General features: G+C 42.7%; 18 protein-coding genes. 9 read left to right on the top strand and 9 right to left on the bottom strand.

Features of this window, described 5'->3' with window-relative positions; translation table 11 throughout:
* Nucleotide 1: 1 nt before the first annotated feature.
* From AC2HW8_RS05970 to AC2HW8_RS05960, 3 genes are all read right to left on the bottom strand, one after another.
* Nucleotides 2–472 carry a DUF4830 domain-containing protein gene (locus AC2HW8_RS05970; protein ID WP_484327282.1) on the bottom strand — a complete coding sequence of 157 codons (471 nt, stop codon included), beginning with the start codon at nt 470–472 and terminating at the stop codon, nt 2–4.
* Nucleotides 473–556: 84 nt separating this feature from the next.
* Nucleotides 557–1,219 (bottom strand): HAD hydrolase-like protein, encoded by a 663-nt coding sequence (locus tag AC2HW8_RS05965; RefSeq protein ID WP_046433533.1) that lies wholly within the window; start codon nt 1,217–1,219, stop codon nt 557–559.
* The gene (locus AC2HW8_RS05960) at nt 1,212–1,601 is read right to left on the bottom strand and encodes a thioesterase family protein (protein WP_015522799.1); all 390 of its coding nucleotides are present in this window, start codon (nt 1,599–1,601) and stop codon (nt 1,212–1,214) included. Before AC2HW8_RS05960 ends, AC2HW8_RS05965 begins: the two co-directional genes overlap by 8 nt.
* 165 nt (nt 1,602–1,766) lie before the next feature.
* On the opposite strand from AC2HW8_RS05960, the gene ychF reads away from it, so the two are divergent.
* Both ychF and AC2HW8_RS05950 read left to right on the top strand, forming a co-directional pair.
* Nucleotides 1,767–2,861 (top strand): redox-regulated ATPase YchF, encoded by a 1,095-nt coding sequence (ychF, locus tag AC2HW8_RS05955; RefSeq protein ID WP_117847126.1) that lies wholly within the window; start codon nt 1,767–1,769, stop codon nt 2,859–2,861.
* 113 nt (nt 2,862–2,974) lie between these two features.
* On the top strand, nt 2,975–3,103 hold the full coding sequence (locus AC2HW8_RS05950; RefSeq protein WP_015522801.1) for a hypothetical protein: 129 nt from the start codon (nt 2,975–2,977) through the stop codon (nt 3,101–3,103).
* Nucleotides 3,104–3,286: 183 nt separating this feature from the next.
* Here the strand turns inward: AC2HW8_RS05950 and AC2HW8_RS05945 are convergent, their stop codons facing one another.
* Together AC2HW8_RS05945 and AC2HW8_RS05940 are read right to left on the bottom strand one after the other, a co-directional pair.
* Complete coding sequence (locus tag AC2HW8_RS05945; protein WP_484327281.1) at nt 3,287–4,237, bottom strand: transketolase family protein; 951 nt, start codon at nt 4,235–4,237, stop codon at nt 3,287–3,289.
* On the bottom strand, nt 4,237–5,085 hold the full coding sequence (locus tag AC2HW8_RS05940) for a transketolase (RefSeq protein WP_015522803.1): 849 nt from the start codon (nt 5,083–5,085) through the stop codon (nt 4,237–4,239). Before AC2HW8_RS05940 ends, AC2HW8_RS05945 begins: the two co-directional genes overlap by 1 nt.
* Nucleotides 5,086–5,327: 242 nt before the next feature.
* On the opposite strand from AC2HW8_RS05940, the gene AC2HW8_RS05935 reads away from it, so the two are divergent.
* The 3 genes from AC2HW8_RS05935 (at nt 5,328) to AC2HW8_RS05925 (ending at nt 7,882) form a co-directional block, all read left to right on the top strand.
* A complete protein-coding gene (locus tag AC2HW8_RS05935) occupies nt 5,328–6,095 on the top strand; it encodes a type III pantothenate kinase (protein WP_484327280.1) in 768 nt (255 codons plus the stop codon).
* A gap of 124 nt (nt 6,096–6,219) precedes the next feature.
* The gene (locus AC2HW8_RS05930) at nt 6,220–6,837 is read left to right on the top strand and encodes an ECF transporter S component (RefSeq protein ID WP_015522805.1); all 618 of its coding nucleotides are present in this window, start codon (nt 6,220–6,222) and stop codon (nt 6,835–6,837) included.
* Nucleotides 6,838–6,913: 76 nt separating this feature from the next.
* Nucleotides 6,914–7,882: a biotin--[acetyl-CoA-carboxylase] ligase gene (locus tag AC2HW8_RS05925; RefSeq protein WP_296642921.1), complete on the top strand. Its 969-nt coding sequence runs from the start codon at nt 6,914–6,916 to the stop codon at nt 7,880–7,882.
* Nucleotides 7,883–8,182: 300 nt separating this feature from the next.
* On the opposite strand, the gene AC2HW8_RS05920 is transcribed toward AC2HW8_RS05925, so the two are convergent.
* Both AC2HW8_RS05920 and AC2HW8_RS05915 read right to left on the bottom strand, forming a co-directional pair.
* Entirely contained in the window at nt 8,183–11,950 is a 3,768-nt protein-coding gene (locus AC2HW8_RS05920) for a phosphoribosylformylglycinamidine synthase (RefSeq protein WP_484327279.1), read from the bottom strand.
* A 203-nt stretch (nt 11,951–12,153) separates the two neighbouring features.
* Complete coding sequence (locus tag AC2HW8_RS05915; RefSeq protein ID WP_169923250.1) at nt 12,154–12,864, bottom strand: HAD family hydrolase; 711 nt, start codon at nt 12,862–12,864, stop codon at nt 12,154–12,156.
* Between the two features lie 112 nt (nt 12,865–12,976).
* Between AC2HW8_RS05915 and AC2HW8_RS05910 the strand changes: the two genes are divergently transcribed.
* Entirely contained in the window at nt 12,977–13,924 is a 948-nt protein-coding gene (locus AC2HW8_RS05910; RefSeq protein WP_304019844.1) for an NAD(P)-dependent oxidoreductase, read from the top strand.
* Nucleotides 13,925–14,214: 290 nt separating this feature from the next.
* On the opposite strand, the gene AC2HW8_RS05905 is transcribed toward AC2HW8_RS05910, so the two are convergent.
* Nucleotides 14,215–14,718 (bottom strand): hypothetical protein, encoded by a 504-nt coding sequence (locus tag AC2HW8_RS05905; protein WP_484327278.1) that lies wholly within the window; start codon nt 14,716–14,718, stop codon nt 14,215–14,217.
* A gap of 249 nt (nt 14,719–14,967) precedes the next feature.
* On the opposite strand from AC2HW8_RS05905, the gene AC2HW8_RS05900 reads away from it, so the two are divergent.
* The 3 genes from AC2HW8_RS05900 to AC2HW8_RS05890 are packed head-to-tail and all read left to right on the top strand — an operon-like array spanning nt 14,968 to nt 17,014.
* Nucleotides 14,968–15,699, top strand: a complete 732-nt coding sequence (locus AC2HW8_RS05900) for a LytR/AlgR family response regulator transcription factor (protein ID WP_298762818.1) — start codon at nt 14,968–14,970, stop codon at nt 15,697–15,699.
* 2 nt (nt 15,700–15,701) lie between these two features.
* A complete protein-coding gene (locus AC2HW8_RS05895) occupies nt 15,702–16,772 on the top strand; it encodes a hypothetical protein (protein ID WP_484327277.1) in 1,071 nt (356 codons plus the stop codon).
* Nucleotides 16,718–17,014 (top strand): GHKL domain-containing protein, encoded by a 297-nt coding sequence (locus AC2HW8_RS05890; protein ID WP_484327308.1) that lies wholly within the window; start codon nt 16,718–16,720, stop codon nt 17,012–17,014. The genes AC2HW8_RS05895 and AC2HW8_RS05890 overlap by 55 nt, the downstream gene beginning before the upstream one ends.
* A 108-nt stretch (nt 17,015–17,122) precedes the next feature.
* Here AC2HW8_RS05890 and AC2HW8_RS05885 read toward each other — a convergent pair whose 3' ends face one another.
* Nucleotides 17,123–18,334, bottom strand: a complete 1,212-nt coding sequence (locus AC2HW8_RS05885; RefSeq protein WP_484327276.1) for a CHAP domain-containing protein — start codon at nt 18,332–18,334, stop codon at nt 17,123–17,125.
* Nucleotides 18,335–18,419 lie beyond the last annotated feature (85 nt).

Raw genomic sequence — 18,419 nt, 5'->3', positions numbered from 1 at the left:
CTTAATCAACAAGCGGCAGATTTTTACTGCCGTATTCTCCGTTTGTAATGTGTCCGCCGATTACCCTGTTTTTGTAAACAAGCAAAACGGCATTGTTATCCTTTGGCTTTTTCAGGGGAACTGTAATCTCCGTAACCTCTTTGCCTTTAAATTTTCCGAGGTCAAGTCCGATTTTCTTCTGAAGTTCGTTGTATTCCTCATAATATTTATTAAAATCCGACGGAATTACAACCGACCTTTTCTCAGGCTTTGCGTCGGCGGTTTCAACTCCGAACTGTTCAAGGAATTTTTTCTCCTCACCGTCATTAAGTACAAGAGAATACTCCCCTGTTTTATCACTCACGGCTGTATCGGGCAACCGTGAATTTATTGCAACCGTGACGGCTGTACATATTATTGCCGCTGTTACGGACAGCACCGCCGCCAAAATTACCGTTTTCTTAGCCTTAATTTTTAAATTAAAAACGAACATTATAAATCCTCCGCACATTTTATTCTCTGATAAAATGTATGCGAAAAATCTTCGGATAATTCCGTTTGTCCGATTTCAAATTATTTACTTTGTAAGAACATCCAAGAGTTCAGCCGTGGTTTTCACAAACACCCTGCCGCCCTCTTTTTTCATGCTTTCAAGGTCGCCGTAGCCGTATTCAACACCGACAAAATCAACACCGCAAAGTCTTGCTCCCTTTGTGTCAAACCAAGTATCACCTATCATGACGATATTTTCTCTGTCATTTTCAAGGCTGCCACCAAGTCTTTCAACTGCATACGGAATAAGGTCTTTTTTATCTTTTCGACTGCCGTCAAGTGTTGAACCGCAGATTGCGTCAAACATATCATGCACACCAAGAAGTTCTGTAATTTCTTCGGCAAACTTTTCATACTTTGACGAACACACGGCAAGCTTTGCACCGCTGTTTTTAAGCTCTGCAAGAACCCTGTCAATGCCGTCATAAAGCTTGTTCACAAGCTTGCCCTTGGTGTTATAGTATTCACGATAAATCTCAACGCCTCTTGCCGATTCTTCCTCATTGAAACGGCAGATATTGCGGAATGTATCGAGCAACGGCGGTCCGATGTACAATGTGTAATCGTCAAGATTCGGCAACGGCTTGCCCATACTTTTAATTGCGTTTTCAAGTGACTCTCTTATGCCCAATGCGCTCTCGCTGATTGTGCCGTCAAGGTCAAACAGATAATATTTGTACTTATTCATCAAACTTGCTGTCCGCCTTCATCTGAAATTTTTCTGATTTTACGCTTACTCTTGTGTGAGTGCCTCTTGCGATTTCACCCTTTTTATCTTCGGCAAAAACTTCAAAATTAAACATTCTGCCGTCAACGCTTTTGAGAACGGCTGTTGCCGTAACCTCAGCACCGAGAGGAGTAGGGCTTGTGTGCTCAATTGAAATCATCGTGCCGACAGTTGTAAGCTCATCGTTGTCAAGAACCTTGTCTGCAAGAGCTGCGGCGGCATTTTCCATAAGAGCCACAACGCACGGAGTTGCAAGCACACAAAGACTGCCGCTGCCCATTGAAACAGCAAGATTTTCTTCTTCAACCTTAATTGTTACAGAATATGTATTTATTTCGCTCATAAAAATTTCCTTTCTTATTGTTTAAAGCAATTTTATGTGATATACTTAACAAAGTGTGCATTACTCGTCTGTGAATTGACAGAGTAAGTATCCATACGATATAATAATACAATATTCAGTGAAAATAGGCAAGCATTGCCCGAATATTATTTGAGGTGAAAATAAATGAAACTCGGAATCGTCGGACTTCCAAATGTCGGCAAAAGTACACTTTTTAACGCAATTACAGATGCAGGTGCTCAAAGTGCAAACTATCCTTTCTGCACAATTGAACCGAATATCGGTGTTGTTGCAGTTCCGGACAAAAGACTTGATAAACTTGCGGAAATGTATGATCCTGACAAATATACTCCTGCATCAATTGAATTTGTGGATATTGCAGGTCTTGTAAAGGGTGCGTCAAAGGGCGAGGGACTCGGCAACAAGTTCCTTTCAAACATCCGTGAATGTGACGCTATCGTTCATGTTGTCCGTTGCTTTGAAAACGATGACATTATCCATGTTGAAGGCAACATCAACCCTGCCCGTGACATTGAAACAATTAATCTTGAGCTTATTCTCTCCGATGTTGAAATGCTCGAACGCAGAATTGACAAGACAAAGAAAATGCTCAAGGGCGATAAAAAGTATCAGAAAGACATCGACCTTTTTGAAAGAGTTCTTGACGCACTCAACGAGGGCAAGCCTGCAAGAAGTGTTGAATGTGACGATGACGAAAAGGCAATTCTTTCAGAGGTTGCACTCCTCACAAACAAGCCTGTTATCTATGCCGCAAATATGAGTGACGAGGATTTCTCAAACGGCATCGACTCAAACGAGGGCTACAAGGCTGTTCAGAAGATTGCCGCCGAGGAACACGCCGGTGTTCTTCCAATTTGTGCTCAGATTGAGGAAGAAATCGTTGAGATGGACAAGGAAGAAAAGGAAATGTTTCTTGCCGATATGGGACTTGAAGAAAGCGGTCTTGACAGACTTATCAAGGAATGCTATGCACTTCTCGGACTTATCTCCTACCTTACAGCCGGCAAACAGGAGGTTCGTGCATGGACAATCAAAAAAGGAACAAAAGCACCTCAGGCAGCAGGCAAAATTCACTCGGATTTTGAGCGTGGATTTATCAGAGCCGAGGTTATCGCATATGACGACCTTATCGCCTGCGGAAGTATGACAGCCGCAAAAGAAAAAGGTCTTGTCCGCAGTGAAGGCAAGGACTATGTTATGAAAGACGGCGATGTCGTTCTTTTCAGATTCAATGTTTAATTAAATAATTACAATTGATGACGGTTACGAATATTTTCGCAGCCGTCATTTTTTGATGTCACACATTTCTCCTTTTGCAATAATATGTAGTGTAAACGAAAGGAGGTAAGCGTATGTGTAACTTTGGTAACGGCAACGGTTGCTGCTCATGGATTATTCTTCTTATCATCGTTCTCTGCTGTTGCGGCGGAAACAACGGCGGCTGTGGTTGTGACAACAACAGCTGTGGCTGCGGCTGCTGATAAAGCACGCTGACTAAAGCCCCATTCGGCTTATTGCTGAGGATGTTTTAATATAAAAAGGGCGGCTGCCGTTTTTTGCGATATCCGCCCTTTGCTTTTTATTCTTGAATGGTACATACAAAAAACGGTCGGCTTGAACAAACCGACCGTTAATATTTTGCAATTATTAAATTAATTCAGAAATTATTTATCCTCTTTAACAACATCTCTGACAACCTTTGCAAGGTGCGGCTGTGTAAGACCGAACTTGTCAAGAAGCTCAAGAGCCGGACCGCTGTAACCGAAACGATCGTTCACACCGATCTTTGTAACCTTAACAGGACACTCTGCACTTACAACATCACAAACAGCGTCACCGAGACCGCCGATAACATTGTGTTCCTCAACGGTGATGATTCTGCCTGTTTCCTTTGCAGCCTTAATGATGATATCTCTGTCGATAGGCTTTATTGTGTGAATGTTAATAAGACGAGCGTTGATGCCATCAGCCTCAAGTTCCTTAACAGCCTTTAAAGCCTCGTTTACAACAAGTCCTGTTGCAATAACAGCCACATCGTTGCCCTCATGGAGAGTAATACCCTTGCCGAGCTCAAATGTATAGGTATCGGGATCATTAAAACTGTCAACAGCAAGTCTGCCGAGACGGATATAAACAGGACCGTTGTACTCAATTGCAGCCTTTGTAGCGGCCATCATTTCGTAGTGATCGGCAGGGTTAAGGATAACCATACCCGGAATTGTACGCATAATACCGATATCTTCAAGGCACTGATGGGTAGCACCGTCTTCACCTGTTGAAATACCTGCGTGGCTGCCGGCAATTTTAACATTAAGATGAGGGTAAGCAACCGAGTTGCGAATCTGCTCAAATGCTCTGCCTGTTGCAAACATTGCAAATGATGCGGCAACCGGAATTTTGCCTGCCGCTGCCATACCTGCCGCAACGCCTACCATATTGCCCTCGGCAATACCGCAGTCAAAAAATCTTTCGGGAAACTCTTTTTTAAAAATTCCTGTCTTTGTAGCAGCTGCGAGGTCTGCATCAAAAACAATAATGTCCTTATTTGTCTTTGCAAGCTCACAAAGAGCCATGCCAAAGCTTTCTCTTGTAGCCTTCTTAATTACCTGTGCCATCAGCAGTTGCCCTCCAATCTGTCAATTTCAGCCTGAAGCTCGGCAGTAGCCTGTTCATACTGTTCCTTGTTGGGAGCAGTGCCGTGCCAGCCAACCTGATTTTCCATAAATGAAACGCCCTTGCCCTTGATTGTCTTGGCAAGAATTGCGGTAGGCTTGCCCTTTACTGTCTTAGCCTTTTCGAGAGCCGATTCAATCTGATTGAAGTCGTGACCGTCAATTTTGATTACTTCAAAGCCAAAGCTTTCAAACTTTTTATCAAGAGGCTCAATGCCTGCAACCTCTTCAACAGTACCGTCAATCTGAAGTCCGTTCTGGTCAACAATTACAACGAGATTGTCAAGCTTGTTGTGAGCGGCAAACATTGCAGCCTCCCAAACCTGACCTTCTTCAACTTCACCGTCACCGAGAACTGTATATGTGCGATAGCTCTTGTTATCAAGCTTAGCCGCAAGTGCCATACCGCAGGCAGCCGAAATGCCCTGACCGAGTGAGCCTGTACTCATATCAATACCCGGAGTACCCTTCATATCGGGATGTCCCTGAAGCATAGCGCCTACATGACGGAGCTTTGTAAGCTCGTCCCATTCAAAAAAGCCCTTGAGTGCAAGTGTTGCATAAAGAGCCGGACAGCAGTGACCTTTTGAAAGAACAAAACGATCTCTGTCCTGCATATCGGGATTTTTAGGATCAACATTCATTTCCTTAAAGTAGAGATATGTGAAAATATCTGCTGCCGAAAGCGATCCGCCGGGATGACCTGATTTGGCGTGGTAAGTGCCGAGAATTGCGCCCATTCTTGACCTTGCGGCAAGAATTCGGAGCTGCTTGATTTCTGAACTGTCCATTTAATAAACCATTCCTTTCAGAATTTTGCGTAATACATGACCGTGTTATACACACCTATTTTAATTATACACAATCCAACGCAAATTTCAACAATTTTTTCTGATTTTCCAAAAATCGGATAAATTCCTTAAATTCGCCCTTGAAGAAATAATTTTTTATGATATAATAAGCAAAGTAAAATACGATTAAATCTAAACTTTTGTAAAAGCATATTTATAAAAACCGTTTGGAGGGAACAGCAATGCTGCTTGCGGCCGATGTCGGAAACACCAATGTCAAGCTCGGCATTTTTGACGGAGATAATTTAAAATTCAAACTCCGTTTTTCAACCGATGAAAACAAAACAAGCGACGAGCTTGCCGTTGAACTTTTCACATTTTTGCAGATTTACAACATTGATGCAAAAAACATTGACGGCGCTATTATAAGCTCTGTTGTTCCGAAATTTACATATAATCTCAGACGTGCGATTATGACCGTTACAGGCAAAAAAAGTCTGCTCATCGGTCCGGGACTCAAGACAGGTCTTGACATCAAGATAGAACATCCCGAAACCTTGGGTGCAGATATCGTTGCCGGTTGTGTGGGAGCGTGTGAAAAATACGGCGGTCCTCTCATTATGATTTTTATGGGAACAGCAACCGCAATTGTCTATGTTGACGCAAGCAACGCGTATCACGGCGGTGCAATTGCCCCCGGTATGGGAATTTCGCTTGACGCACTCACAAATCACGGCGCATTGCTTTCATCGGTTGATATGAAAGCTCCAAAGAAGGTAATTTCGTCAAACACATCCGACTGCATTCGTTCGGGAATTATGTTCGGAACAGCCTGTATGCTTGACGGAATGGTTGATATGTTTACCGAGGAATGCAAGACAGAATGCAAGGTTATTGCAACAGGCGGTCTTGCTCCGCTTGCAATCAAAAACTGCCGTCACGATATTATCTTTGATGAGAATATTATTCTTGACGGACTCAAAATTATTTACGAGAGAAATAAAAAATAAATACAATTTAATATACAACTTGTTTTTGAATTATTAATTTGATGCAACGGGGTTCTCCCCTTGTAAATATTATTTGCGTTTCACCTGCGGAAAATGAGCAGGGAAACAGCAGGAGGAATTTTTTATGAACAAGACAGGAAACTTTTCAAAGGTGCAAAGAATGGTTATTCTTGCAGTGCTTATCGCATTGACGCTTGTAATGGCGCTCACACCGCTCGGATATCTGAAGATCGGTGCGCTCTCCATTTCATTCCTTTGCATTCCGATTGCAATCGGTGCAACCGTTCTCGGTCCTACAGCAGGATTGATTCTCGGCACACTCTTTGGTATCACAAGCTTTGTACAATGCTTTGGTATGGACGCATTCGGCACGGCAATGCTTTCAATCAACTGGTTTTACACCTTTATAATTTGTGTTGTTGCACGAGCTCTTATGGGTTGGTTCACAGGACTTATCGCAAAAGGTCTGGGCAAGGTGTTTGAAGGTAAAACTGTAGGCAAGTTCAATCTTAACGATCTTATTGCTACTATACTCTGCCCTGTTATGAACACAGCCTTCTTCCTTGGCTTTATGGCAATCCTTTTCGGCAGTATCGAAGTTATGGGACTTAATGTAATCACAGCCGTGGTTATCCCTGCTCTTTCAATCAACTGCATTCTTGAAATCATTGCTTGCTTTGTTGTCGGTTCGGCAGTAAGCATTGCAGTCAAGAAAATTGTTGCGGCAAACAAAAGTAAATAATTAACATTCAAAAACGGGCGATTTTGTTTAGAATCGTCCGTAATTTTTTACATTAAATTTTAAAATCGGTGATGTTATGCAAAAGAAAATTATTGAACTTTTAACAAAAACAGACGGCTATGTTTCGGGCAGTGAAATTTCCGAACAGCTTGGTGTGTCAAGACAGGCAGTATGGAAAGCGATTAACAATCTCAAGGAACAGGGCTACAAGATTGACTCTGTAACAAACCGTGGATACCGCCTTGTTGCCTATCCCCCACACCTCAACGAGCCTGCAATCGAAAAATACCTGAAAACCTCCGTAATCGGTAAAAACCTCATCGTCCTTGACGAGGTTGGTTCAACAAACGATTACCTCAAAAAGCTGGGTGCAGACGGTTGCGAAAACGGCACGGTTGCCGTTGCCAGAGAACAAACTCAGGGCAAGGGCAGACTCGGCAGAGTTTGGAAAGCAAAAAAGGATGACAGCATCACCTTTTCGTTTTTGTTAAGGCCAAAGATTGCCCCGTCAGAGGTATCGTCAATCACCCCTCTTGCAGGTCTTGCGGTCTGCAAGGCAATCAGAGAATTCACGGGACTTGACTGCCGTATAAAATGGCCGAACGATATCATCATCGGAAAGAAAAAGCTTGTCGGTATTCTAACCGAAATGAGTGCCGAATTTGACGCCGTAGAATATGTAATTACAGGCATCGGAATCAATGCCGATACTCAGGATTTTCCCGATGACATAAAAGAAAAGGCAACTTCAATTTATCTTGCAACAGGCGGTCATTTTGACAAGAACAAATTCTTTGCCTGTGTACTTAACCACATTGAAGAGGAATTCATCAAAAACGATTTAAAGCTTTCCCCTGTCGCATTAAAGGAATACACAAGCCTTTGCGCAACAGTCGGCAGAGATATAACATTCACCAAAGACGGAAAGTCCGTTACCGCAAAAGCTGTGGGAGTAAACCCTGACGGCGAGCTTATTGCAGAGCTTCCCGACAAAACCACCAAACTTATCAATTCAGGCGAAGTCACCGTACAAGGCATTTATTAACGGCGTGTCGCCGTACCCCTTTCGTGCAGACAGTTTTTCAAATGCAAAGCTATAAATGCCCGAGCACAACATTTCCGATTACGGTAAGTCATCTATTGTCTGCGTGTCGCCGTCCCCCGTTCGTGCAGACAGTTTTACAAATGCAAAGCTATAATGCCCGAGCGTAACATTTCCGATTATATTTTAATGTCACAATGCTACAATAACAATACAATATTATTGCGTACTATACCGCACAAACAACAAGGACATCCGAAAAACGGATGTCCTTAGTTTTTATATAAAATATTCGGTTATAAATTACTTGAAGTATTTTACACCGCTTTCAAAAATCTGCTGGTCTTTTGCGAACGGAACATTTTTGTAAAGGTTTTCGCCCTTTCTCTCGCTGTGTCCCATTTTACCGAGAACTCTGCCGTCAGGTGATGTGATACCCTCAATTGCACAAACAGAACCGTTGAGGTTGAACTCAATGTCACCGCTTGGGTTGCCGGCAAGGTCAACATACTGTGTTGCAATCTGACCGTTCTTTGCAAGCTCTTTAACAGTTTCAACATCAGCCATAAATCTGCCCTCACCGTGTGACACGGGAACAGCAAACACATCGCCTGCGTTGACATTTGCAAACCACGGTGACTTAACGGAAGTAACTCTTGTATAAGCCATATGTGAAATATGTCTGCCGATTGTGTTGAATGTGAGCGTCGGATCATTTGCTTTAAGCTCTCTGATTTCGCCGTAAGGAACAAGTCCGAGCTTGATAAGAGCCTGGAATCCGTTACAGATGCCGAGCATAAGACCGTCACGATTCTTGAGAAGGTTGTTAACCTGCTCTGCAATTCTCGGGTTGCGGAATGTTGTTGCAATGAACTTACCTGAACCGTCAGGCTCGTCACCGCCTGAGAAACCGCCCGGAAGCATAATCATCTGTGACTTTGCAATGAGCTTTTCCATTTCGTCAATTGTTTCCTCGATATCGTTTGAAGAAAGGTTCTTGACGATAAGCATTTCAACATTTGCACCTGCTTTTTCAAATGCTCTTGCCGTATCAACCTCGCAGTTTGTACCCGGGAATACAGGGATAAATACAGTAGGCTTTGCAGTTTTGATTGCAGGTGAAGATGTATTTCTCTCGCTGTAAAGCGGAACATCAACTTCGATTTCAGGCACTTCAGCCTTTGTCGGGAATACCTTTTCAAGCGGAGCAGTCCACTTTTCGAGGAGTGCGGAAAGTTCGATTTCCTTGCCGTTTACCGTAATCTTTGCATCGTTCGTAACAGTACCGAGGTCATAGTGAAGAACATCGTTTGAAAGCTCTGCACCGTCTGCAAGTTCGATAACAAGCGAACCCGAAAGCGGAGCGAAAAGCTCGTCATTTGTGAGTTCGTTTGCAAACTTAAAGCCAAAGCCGTTACCGAAGCAAGCCTTACATACGCTTGCGGCAGTACCGCCCTCTTTAACAACCGATGCAGAAAGCACCTTGCCGTCCTCGCAGAGAGCATAAACAGCGTTGTACATTTCGATAAGCTTATCCCATACAGGCATAAGTGTTTCTTTATTTTCGGGAACGGGAACAAAGATAACCTTTGAACCTGCGTTCTTGAATTCTGTTGAAATTGTCTTTGATGCCTTTGTCATTGCAACGGCAAAGCTTACGAGTGTAGGCGGAACATCAATATCCTCAAATGTACCCGACATACTGTCCTTACCGCCGATTGACGGAAGTCCAAGCTTGAGTTGAGCCTGCATAGCACCGAGGAGTGCTGCGGCAGGTTTACCCCAACGGGAAGGAACATCTTTAAGTCTTTCAAAATATTCCTGGAATGTAAGTCTTGCTGTCATCGGGTTTGCGCCGATTGCAAGCAGCTTTGAAAGCGACTCAACAACTGCATAAGCAGAGCCGTGGAACGGACTCCAGCGTGAAACACCGGGGATATAGCCGTAACTCATTGCTGTTGCATCGTCTGTTTCGCCCTTCTCAAGCGGAATCTTTGCAGCCATAGCCTCCTGAGGAGTGAGCTGATTCTTACCGCCGAACGGCATAATTACCGTAGCCGCACCGATTGATGCGTCAAATCTTTCTGCAAGACCAATCTGTGAGCAAACTTCAAGTCTTGACATATTTTCAAGGAATGCCTCGTCAGCAGGCATATCTTTAAGCTTTGCGGGAGCAACCTTACGGTAGCAGCCTTCCCACTTCGGAGCCTCGATATAAGCCTTGGCAACCTGAGTAACACCGTTTGTGTTGAGGAACTCACGGCTGAGGTCAACGATTGTGTCGCCTCTCCAGTTCATTGTAAGACGAGGACTTTCGGTTACAACCGCAACGGCTGTAGCCTCAAGGTTTTCTTTTGATGCAAGTGAAATAAACTTGTCAACATCTTTTTTATCGAGAACAACAGCCATTCTTTCCTGACTTTCGGATATAGCAAGCTCCGTACCGTCAAGGCCGTCATATTTCTTTGTTACCTTGTCAAGGTCAACCGTAAGACCGTCGGCAAGTTCACCGATAGCAACGCAAACACCGCCTGCACCGAAGTCGTTGCATCTCTTGATGAGCTTTGCAACTTCGGGATTGCGGAACAAACGCTGAATTTTTCTTTCTGTCGGAGGATTACCCTTCTGAACCTCTGCACCGCAGGTTTCGATTGAGCTTTCATCGTGAGCCTTTGAAGAACCTGTTGCACCGCCGCAGCCGTCACGGCCTGTTCTTCCGCCGAGAAGTACGATTACATCATCGGGGAGAGGAGTTTCACGGATAACATTTTCCTTTGGAGATGCACCGATAACAGCACCGATTTCCATTCTCTTTGCAACATAGCCCTGATCGTAAAGCTCGGTTACCTGACCTGTTGCAAGACCGATCTGGTTACCGTATGAGCTGTAACCCTGAGCGGCACCTGTTGTAATTTTGCGTGAAGGGAGCTTGCCGTGCATTGTATCCTTGAAAGGAATTGTCGGATCGCCCGAGCCTGTAACACGCATAGCCTGATATACATATGAACGGCCTGAAAGCGGATCACGGATTGCACCGCCAAGACAGGTTGCGGCACCGCCGAAAGGCTCGATTTCTGTCGGGTGGTTGTGAGTTTCGTTCTTGAACTGAACGAGCCACTGTTCTGTTTTTCCATCTATAGTAACGGGAACCTGAATTGAGCAGGCATTGATTTCTTCACTTTCGTCAAGGTCGGGAATGAGTCCCTTTTTCTTGAGTGACTTCATACCGATGAGAGCCATATCCATAAGTGAAACGATTCTCTTTGTATCCTTGCCGTAAACCTCGTCACGGGTTGCATAATACTCGCTGAGTGCGTCCTCGATAACCTTGCCGAGAGCAGACTTTTCAATCTCAATCTCTTCAAGTCTTGTAAGGAATGTTGTGTGACGGCAATGGTCCGACCAGTATGTGTCAATTACACGAAGTTCTGTAACCGACGGATCACGGTGCTCTGTATCTCTGAAGTAATCACGGCAGAACTTGAGGTCTGCAAGTGTCATTGCAAAGCCCATTGAATCGTAATACTTCTGCATCTCATCGTCATTCCAGCCGTTGAAGCCCTCTACCCTCTTAACATTTTCTGGAACGGGAATTTCCATATCAAGAGTCTTTGGCTTTTCAAGAGATGCAAGACGGCTTTCAACAGGGTTGATGAGGTACTCCTCAACCTTTACAAGCTCTTCGTCTGTAATATTGCCCTTGAGAGCAATTACTCTTGCTGTAAGAACCTTGCAACGCTCACCCTGAGTAAGAAGCTGAACGCACTGCTCGGCAGAGTCGCCGCGCTGATCGTACTGACCGGGGAGATACTCCATTGCGAATACCTTCCAGCCGTCCTCAACGGGGAGAGTTTCTTCATAGATTACATCGGCGTTAGGCTCTGACAAAACAATGGTTTTCGCCTTGTCATATTCTTCCTTAGTAAGTCCCTCAAGATCGTAACGCACAATGTAACGAAGATCTTCGACAGACTTCATACCGAGGTTGTGGCGGATGTCCCAAAGCGTCTGCTTTGCAAGAACATTGAAGCCATCCTTTTTTTCAACAAAAATTCTGATTACTTCTGACATAATTCATTCACCTGCTTAATTAAGATATAAAACAAAATAAATCCCGTCTGATAACCTGTATCACATCACATGATACCACATTCGACTATTTTTTTATTTCATTTAAGGCATTAAAAGGTATTCTGTAAAAGTAAAATTAAATGCACACAAAAAAAGCGGTCAGACAAAGCAAAATGCCGTCTGACCGCACAATATAATCATATTCAATCGCCTTTGAGAAAATCTTTGTAAAATTCCTCAAAACTGCCGTTTTTGTAGTCTGAATAATCCTTATTATCCCTGTTCACAATTGTGTCGGTAATAAGGTATGTATCAAAGCCGAGTTTTGCGCTGCACAAATCCTCGTCAACATCGTTGCCGATCATAATGCTGTCTTCGGGCTTGATATCCTGCTTTTTGCAGATTTCTTCAAAATATTTGAGGTTAGGCTTGCAGCAACCAAAGTTTTCGTATGTTGTAACAAGTTCAAAATCATCGGGAGAAACTCCTGCCCATTCAAGTCTGCGTTTTGTTGCAACAAACGGAAAAATCGGATTTGTTGCGGCAATAAGTCTGCCGCCGTTTTTCTTTATGAAATCAATGCTTTTCTTTGCATAAGGAGTAAAGCTTGTAGCATCTTTCGGAACGATAAACTCGTTTTCGTAATAATCGGTAAAAAGGTCATCAAACTTTTCAAGGTCGGCACCGCTGACTTTGCCCGCTGTTTCCCAGAAAACTTCACGGTTTGTACGGCTGTTATCGTTCTTTGTCATAGCGTCAGTACCTGCCCACATCGCCTTTATAAGGGCGTCTGGTTCGATTTTTATAACAGGAGTGCACCGCTTGCAGAGCGATGAAAAATACAGCTTTACGAATTTTTCCATATCCATGGGAAGCAAAGTTCCGTCCAAATCAAAAAGATAATTTTTATACATTAACATACCGTTCCTTTCAATTTATGCACAAATATTATACAAAATTTCGATTTGGATTGCAAGGAAAAAATTTCCGGTATATACTATAGTCAGTAAAAAACGAGGTGATAAGATGAAAATAGTTTTAACAGACGCACAGACTGTTCTTGACGATATTGTAAATGCCGATGTGCTTAATCGGTTCGGTGAGGTTGAGTCGTTCGGTCTTTTGAAATATGAAGAGGTTGCGGAGAAAATTGCAGATGCAGATATCGTTGTGTGCAACAAAACTCTGCTTGATTCGCACACAATGCGACTTGCGAAAAATCTGAAATATATAGGACTTTTTGCAACAGGCTACAACAACATTGACCTTGACTACTGCGCCAAAAACGGCATAACCGTCTGCAACGCAGGTTCATATTCAACAAATGCGGTTGCACAGCACACATTTGCACTCATTCTTGAACATTTCAATCACACTGCGGAATATAATCGGTTTGTTCAGGACGGCAAGTGGAAAAGAAGTAAAACTTTTTCACCGTTTGTATATCCGCTGAATGAACTTGCAGGCAAAACACTCGGCATTGTCGGACTCGGAAACATCGGAAAGGCTGTTGCAAAAATTGCAAACGCTTTTGATATGAATGTAATCGCATCGAGCAGAACTCCGAAAAATATTGACGGAATCAAAGATGTTTCATTTGACGAACTTCTTGAAACAAGCGACATTGTAAGCGTTCATTGTCCGCTAAATCCACAGTCGGAAAATATGTTTGACAAAAATGCCTTTGCCAAAATGAAACAGGGTGCATTGTTCGTAAACACGGCAAGAGGCGGTGTTATGGTTGAAGAAGATTTGCTTGAGGCACTCGAAAGCGGTCACCTCGGCGGTGCGGCAATCGACACCCTCAAGGTTGAGCCTATGGTTGAGGACTGCATTCTTATGGGTGCAAAAAATTGCATAATCACCCCCCACATCGCATGGGCGCCCGTTGAAACCAGAGAACGCCTTATGGGCATAGTTTCGGACAACATCAAAAATTTTCTGAACGGGACTCCGACAAATAAAGTAAATTAACGGCGAGTAAGTAACGACACAAATTATATATTAAGATATATTTTATAAATGTCACGATGTAATTGACCTACTGTAGCGGCGAACCGTGTTCGCCGCTACAAAATAACGGTAATTCTGTTCTATTTATATAATTGGATTTATCCATATCATTGTACGACGATTACTTGCGGGCGGATAATATCCGCTCCTATAGAATAACAATCATGTCATCAAACAGAAACAACCGCCCACCTTTCGGTGAGCGGTTGTTTTGTGTAGTGTAGTATTAGGAAATTGGGATTAGATTACAATTACTGCTGTCTTTCGCAATAACTTGAAAGGCCTGTGTTAGGATCTGTGTATTTGAGCATATCATTGTCAGCGTCATATGTGTAGTTAAACTTCTGTTCGCCTACTGTCATAACGAGATCTGTACCCTCAAATGTGTAGTTGCCCGAAACAGTCACACCGCTCATTTCGCCTGAGAATGTACCGTCATCTGCAAATGTGTATGTACATTTCAAAGTTTCGGGGTCAACACCGTTTGCTGTTGCGTAGTCATCAATTGAAACGGCTGTACCGTCCGTACCTTCAAGTGCTGTTACAGTCCAAGTACCTACAACGCTTGCCGAGGAATCGCCGTCCTTTGAATCAGCGGCGCTGTCATCTGCGCTGTTTGCATTGTCGTCAGCAGTCTGTGATGCCGAACTTTCGTTTTTGCTTGACGAGTCACCGTCATTACCGCAACCTACAAGACCTACTGTACCTACCATACAAATTGCAAGCAATAAAGCTAACTTCTTGATTTTTTTCATAGTTGATTACCTCTTTCCGATATTTTTTACTTTCCGATTTTGATTTACCGAAACACCACAATTTTCGTGTTTCGCTTTTATCACCTCAATGATAGCCAATTTAATGCAACATTTCAACAAGTTGGCACAAACATCAATCTTTTGGCAAAAACATATGACAATCGGATATAATATTTTTCAAATTTATGGTATAATCTAAGTGCAGTTAATCATTGCCCCGAATTAAATTATTTCAAAGGAGGCGATATCTTGAAAATTGCAGTTATTGACGACGAAAAGCCTCAGGCAGACATTCTCTACTCAATCTGCAACGCATATTTTGGCGGACACAAGCAAAATGTGCAGATTGATTGTTTTCCTGACGGAATAGCTTTTTTCAATTCATTCAAGGAAAACACCTACAAAATAGCCTTTGTAGATATTTTCATGGAGAAGATGAACGGCATTGCCGTGGCTGAAAAGCTTCGTGAAAAAGACCGTAATATTCTTATTGTATTTGTCACAACAAGCCCCGATTTTATGATGCAGGCATTTTCCGTTCACGCTTTTCATTACATAACAAAGCCCTACAAAGCTGAGCAGATTTACAAGGTACTTGATGATGCCTCGTCATATGTATCGGATAATTCAAAATACATTGAAGTTATGTGTGACCGTCGAAACACGCTGATTTCGCTTAAGGAAATTGTTTCTGTTGAATCCGATGCACATTATATCAACATAGGTGTTGTTTCGGGACTTAGATATCGCACACGAATGACCATTACAGAGTTTCTCAAGCTTGCAGACAACGACACCCGTTTCATACCCGTAAACAGGGGAATCGTGCTGAATGCCGATTACATAAAGGACATTGAAGACTCTGTATGTGTTACAGGCAACGGTGAAAGATTCCCGATTAAAATTCGTGAAAAAACTCGGATTGAACAGAGTATCCGTGAATATATGTTCAAAAAAATCAGAGAAAACCAGCGGAGGTGAACATGGACGCATTCATAAAATTTCTTCAGGCATTTTTCAGCTTTGTCATAATAATACCGTTAAGTTTATTCTGCCTTTTACCGTTAAAAAATCAATTAAAATACCCGATTTCAAAGATAGTAACGCTCTTTTTGTGTTCATTTTTTATACTCGGTTCTCTCTCGTCAATTGTGATGACGGCTTTTGACATTCAGAATTTAAACTTTGTTCTCTTCCCCGACCTTGTAATATTTTTCTTCCTTATTAAAAGCGTTACAAAGGCCGGAACAGCACGCTGTTTGTTTGTTTTTATAAGTGTGTGCTGTTTGATTTCATTCTTTTCGCTGTATTCATATTTTATCAACTCATTTTTTCAGGAAGAAATCTCACGAGGAGTTAACACCTCATATAGCCTGATTCAAATGGGGCTTTCGGTTGCGGCAATGGGAGCGCTTGTTCCGCTTACAAAATACTATGCATGGATGATTGACAACATAAATATCGGCAAGGTGTGGTATTTGTTTTCAATTTTGCCAATTGCACTTATGGTGTCAAACATCTATATCATACCGATTTCCTACGCAAATATTCGTGTTGGAAAGGTTTATGCAAAAGGATTCATCATTACAATATTTGAGCTTGCATTGTATCTTATAGTATTCATATTATTCTACATTTTCAGCAAGACTACTATTGAAAAAACAAAGCTTACAGAACGAAACAACATTCTTGAAATTCAGAAAAGTTACACAGAATCGTTGCAGTCGTACATAAAATACACCTCAAAAGCAAGGCATGATTTTAAACATTCAGTTCATGTTATGAGCCGACTTGCAGATGAAGGAAATCTTTCGGCGCTGAAAGACTACATTGCCCAGTACGAAAATTCGCTGACTGTAACAGCACCTGTGCGAATCTGCAAAAGTGACGCACTCAATGCTTTGTTCAATCACTATCGTCAACAGGCGATTGAGAACAATGTTGACATTAACTGGCGGATTGATTTGCCCGACAAATCGAGAATTCTTGATGTTGACCTCTGCAGTATTTCGGCAACATACTCGAAAACGCAATTGACGGTTGCTGTACCGTAGAAGAAGGCAAAAGATATTTTAACCTGACTTCCGAAATAAAAGGTGACTGTTTGTACATTGTTTCAACAAACAACTACGGCAAGCCTTTGGAAATGGACGGCGAAACTTATTCGTCCACAAAGCATCAGGGCAAGGGCATCGGACTTCACTCCATGAAGAGCATAACCGAAGTCTATGACGGAATTTTTGATGCAGGCAACAATAACGGTGAATTTTTCGTTGACATAATGCTTAAATATTAAACTCAAAAAGGGTATGCATCCTCGCATACCCCTCTTTGTTATAAAAGTTCCAAACAAAAAACACGCTCTGCAAAATGCAGAGCGTGTTTTGGTTCTGTTTTGTTGTTATCAGTTGTTACCGACAACAAGTTTCTGGATTTCTGTGGCATCCACGACATTGATTTCACCGTCATGGTTGTAATCTGCAAGTTCTCTCTGAACATCAGAAAGTGTTGAAATTGAAACAATGTACTTGCTGATTTCAGTTGCGTCAATAACATTGACATGACCGTCAAGGTTTACATCGCCGATCATATACGGAGTATCATTGTTGTTGTCATTGCTCGGCTGTGTAGTTACAGGAGCTGTTGTTGCCTGTACCGTAGTAGGCTGTACTGTTGCAGCAGGAACAGTTGTTGCAGGCTGTGTAGCCTTGGCTGTTGTCGGCTGAACAGTTGCCTTTGCAGTAGTCGGCTGAACCGTGGCTTTGGCTGTGGTAGGCTGTACAGTAGGCTTTGCTGTTGTTGGCTGTACCGTTGATGAAGAAACAAAAGTACAGAAATCAAGAGCAACCCAACCTGTCTTGCCGTTGTACGAGGTGTAACCCCATGTGTAACCGCCGGCTGTTGAAACCTTTGTTACATTAAGAGTAACATTGTTCGGAACAAATGTTATAGATGAATAGCTTGTACCCGCACCGCTTCTCATTTTGAGATAATCGTCAACATTTGTTTTATATGTACCTGTTGTGTAAGTTACCTTTTTGGTTGTAGCCTGAGTAGTGCTTGTACTGCCGCTGAAATCGCCAAGGTAAATGTAGCCCTGAAAATTCCACCCTTTGTTACCGCCAACCTTCGGGTCGGAGATACTCGCTGTGGAAATGTAAAAATTATCACCGCTGTATGCAGAGTTTGAAAGTGTAATCACACCGTTTTCAACCTTTTCCACAACAGCAACATGACCGCCGCCATAGCTGTATGACCAGCAGGCAATTGCGCCGACCTTTGGAGTCTGACCGTACTTATAGTAGCCGTTAGCCTTGTTGTAGCCGTACCACTGCTCTGCATTGTTCCACGAAAGCTTCGGCTCAGAGCCGAGAATCTCATAAGCTCTGCCGTAGGCATATGCTGTACAGTTAGGCATGCCGTAATCGTACCTATAAAAAACATTTAAATTACTGTAATAATATTTGTTACTTGAACTCGGGGCAGACAGTCTCGGTGAGAACGATGCCGCACTCGCAATCATCGACATTGAGAAAACCGACACAAACAGCATTACAGCCGTAAGAACTGCCGCAGAAACCTTTTTGCTAAAAACACTTTTTAAAACATTTCGCAAAGAAACACTCCTTTTTTTGAATTCAAAGTGATTGTTACCTATTTGTAACCACTTTATGTACATTCTATCACAAATTGCTCCAAAT

The organism is Ruminococcoides sp. (assembly GCF_057037865.1).
Note: the sequence above shows the minus strand (reverse complement) of the source record. Positions and strands in the feature narration are given on the sequence as shown.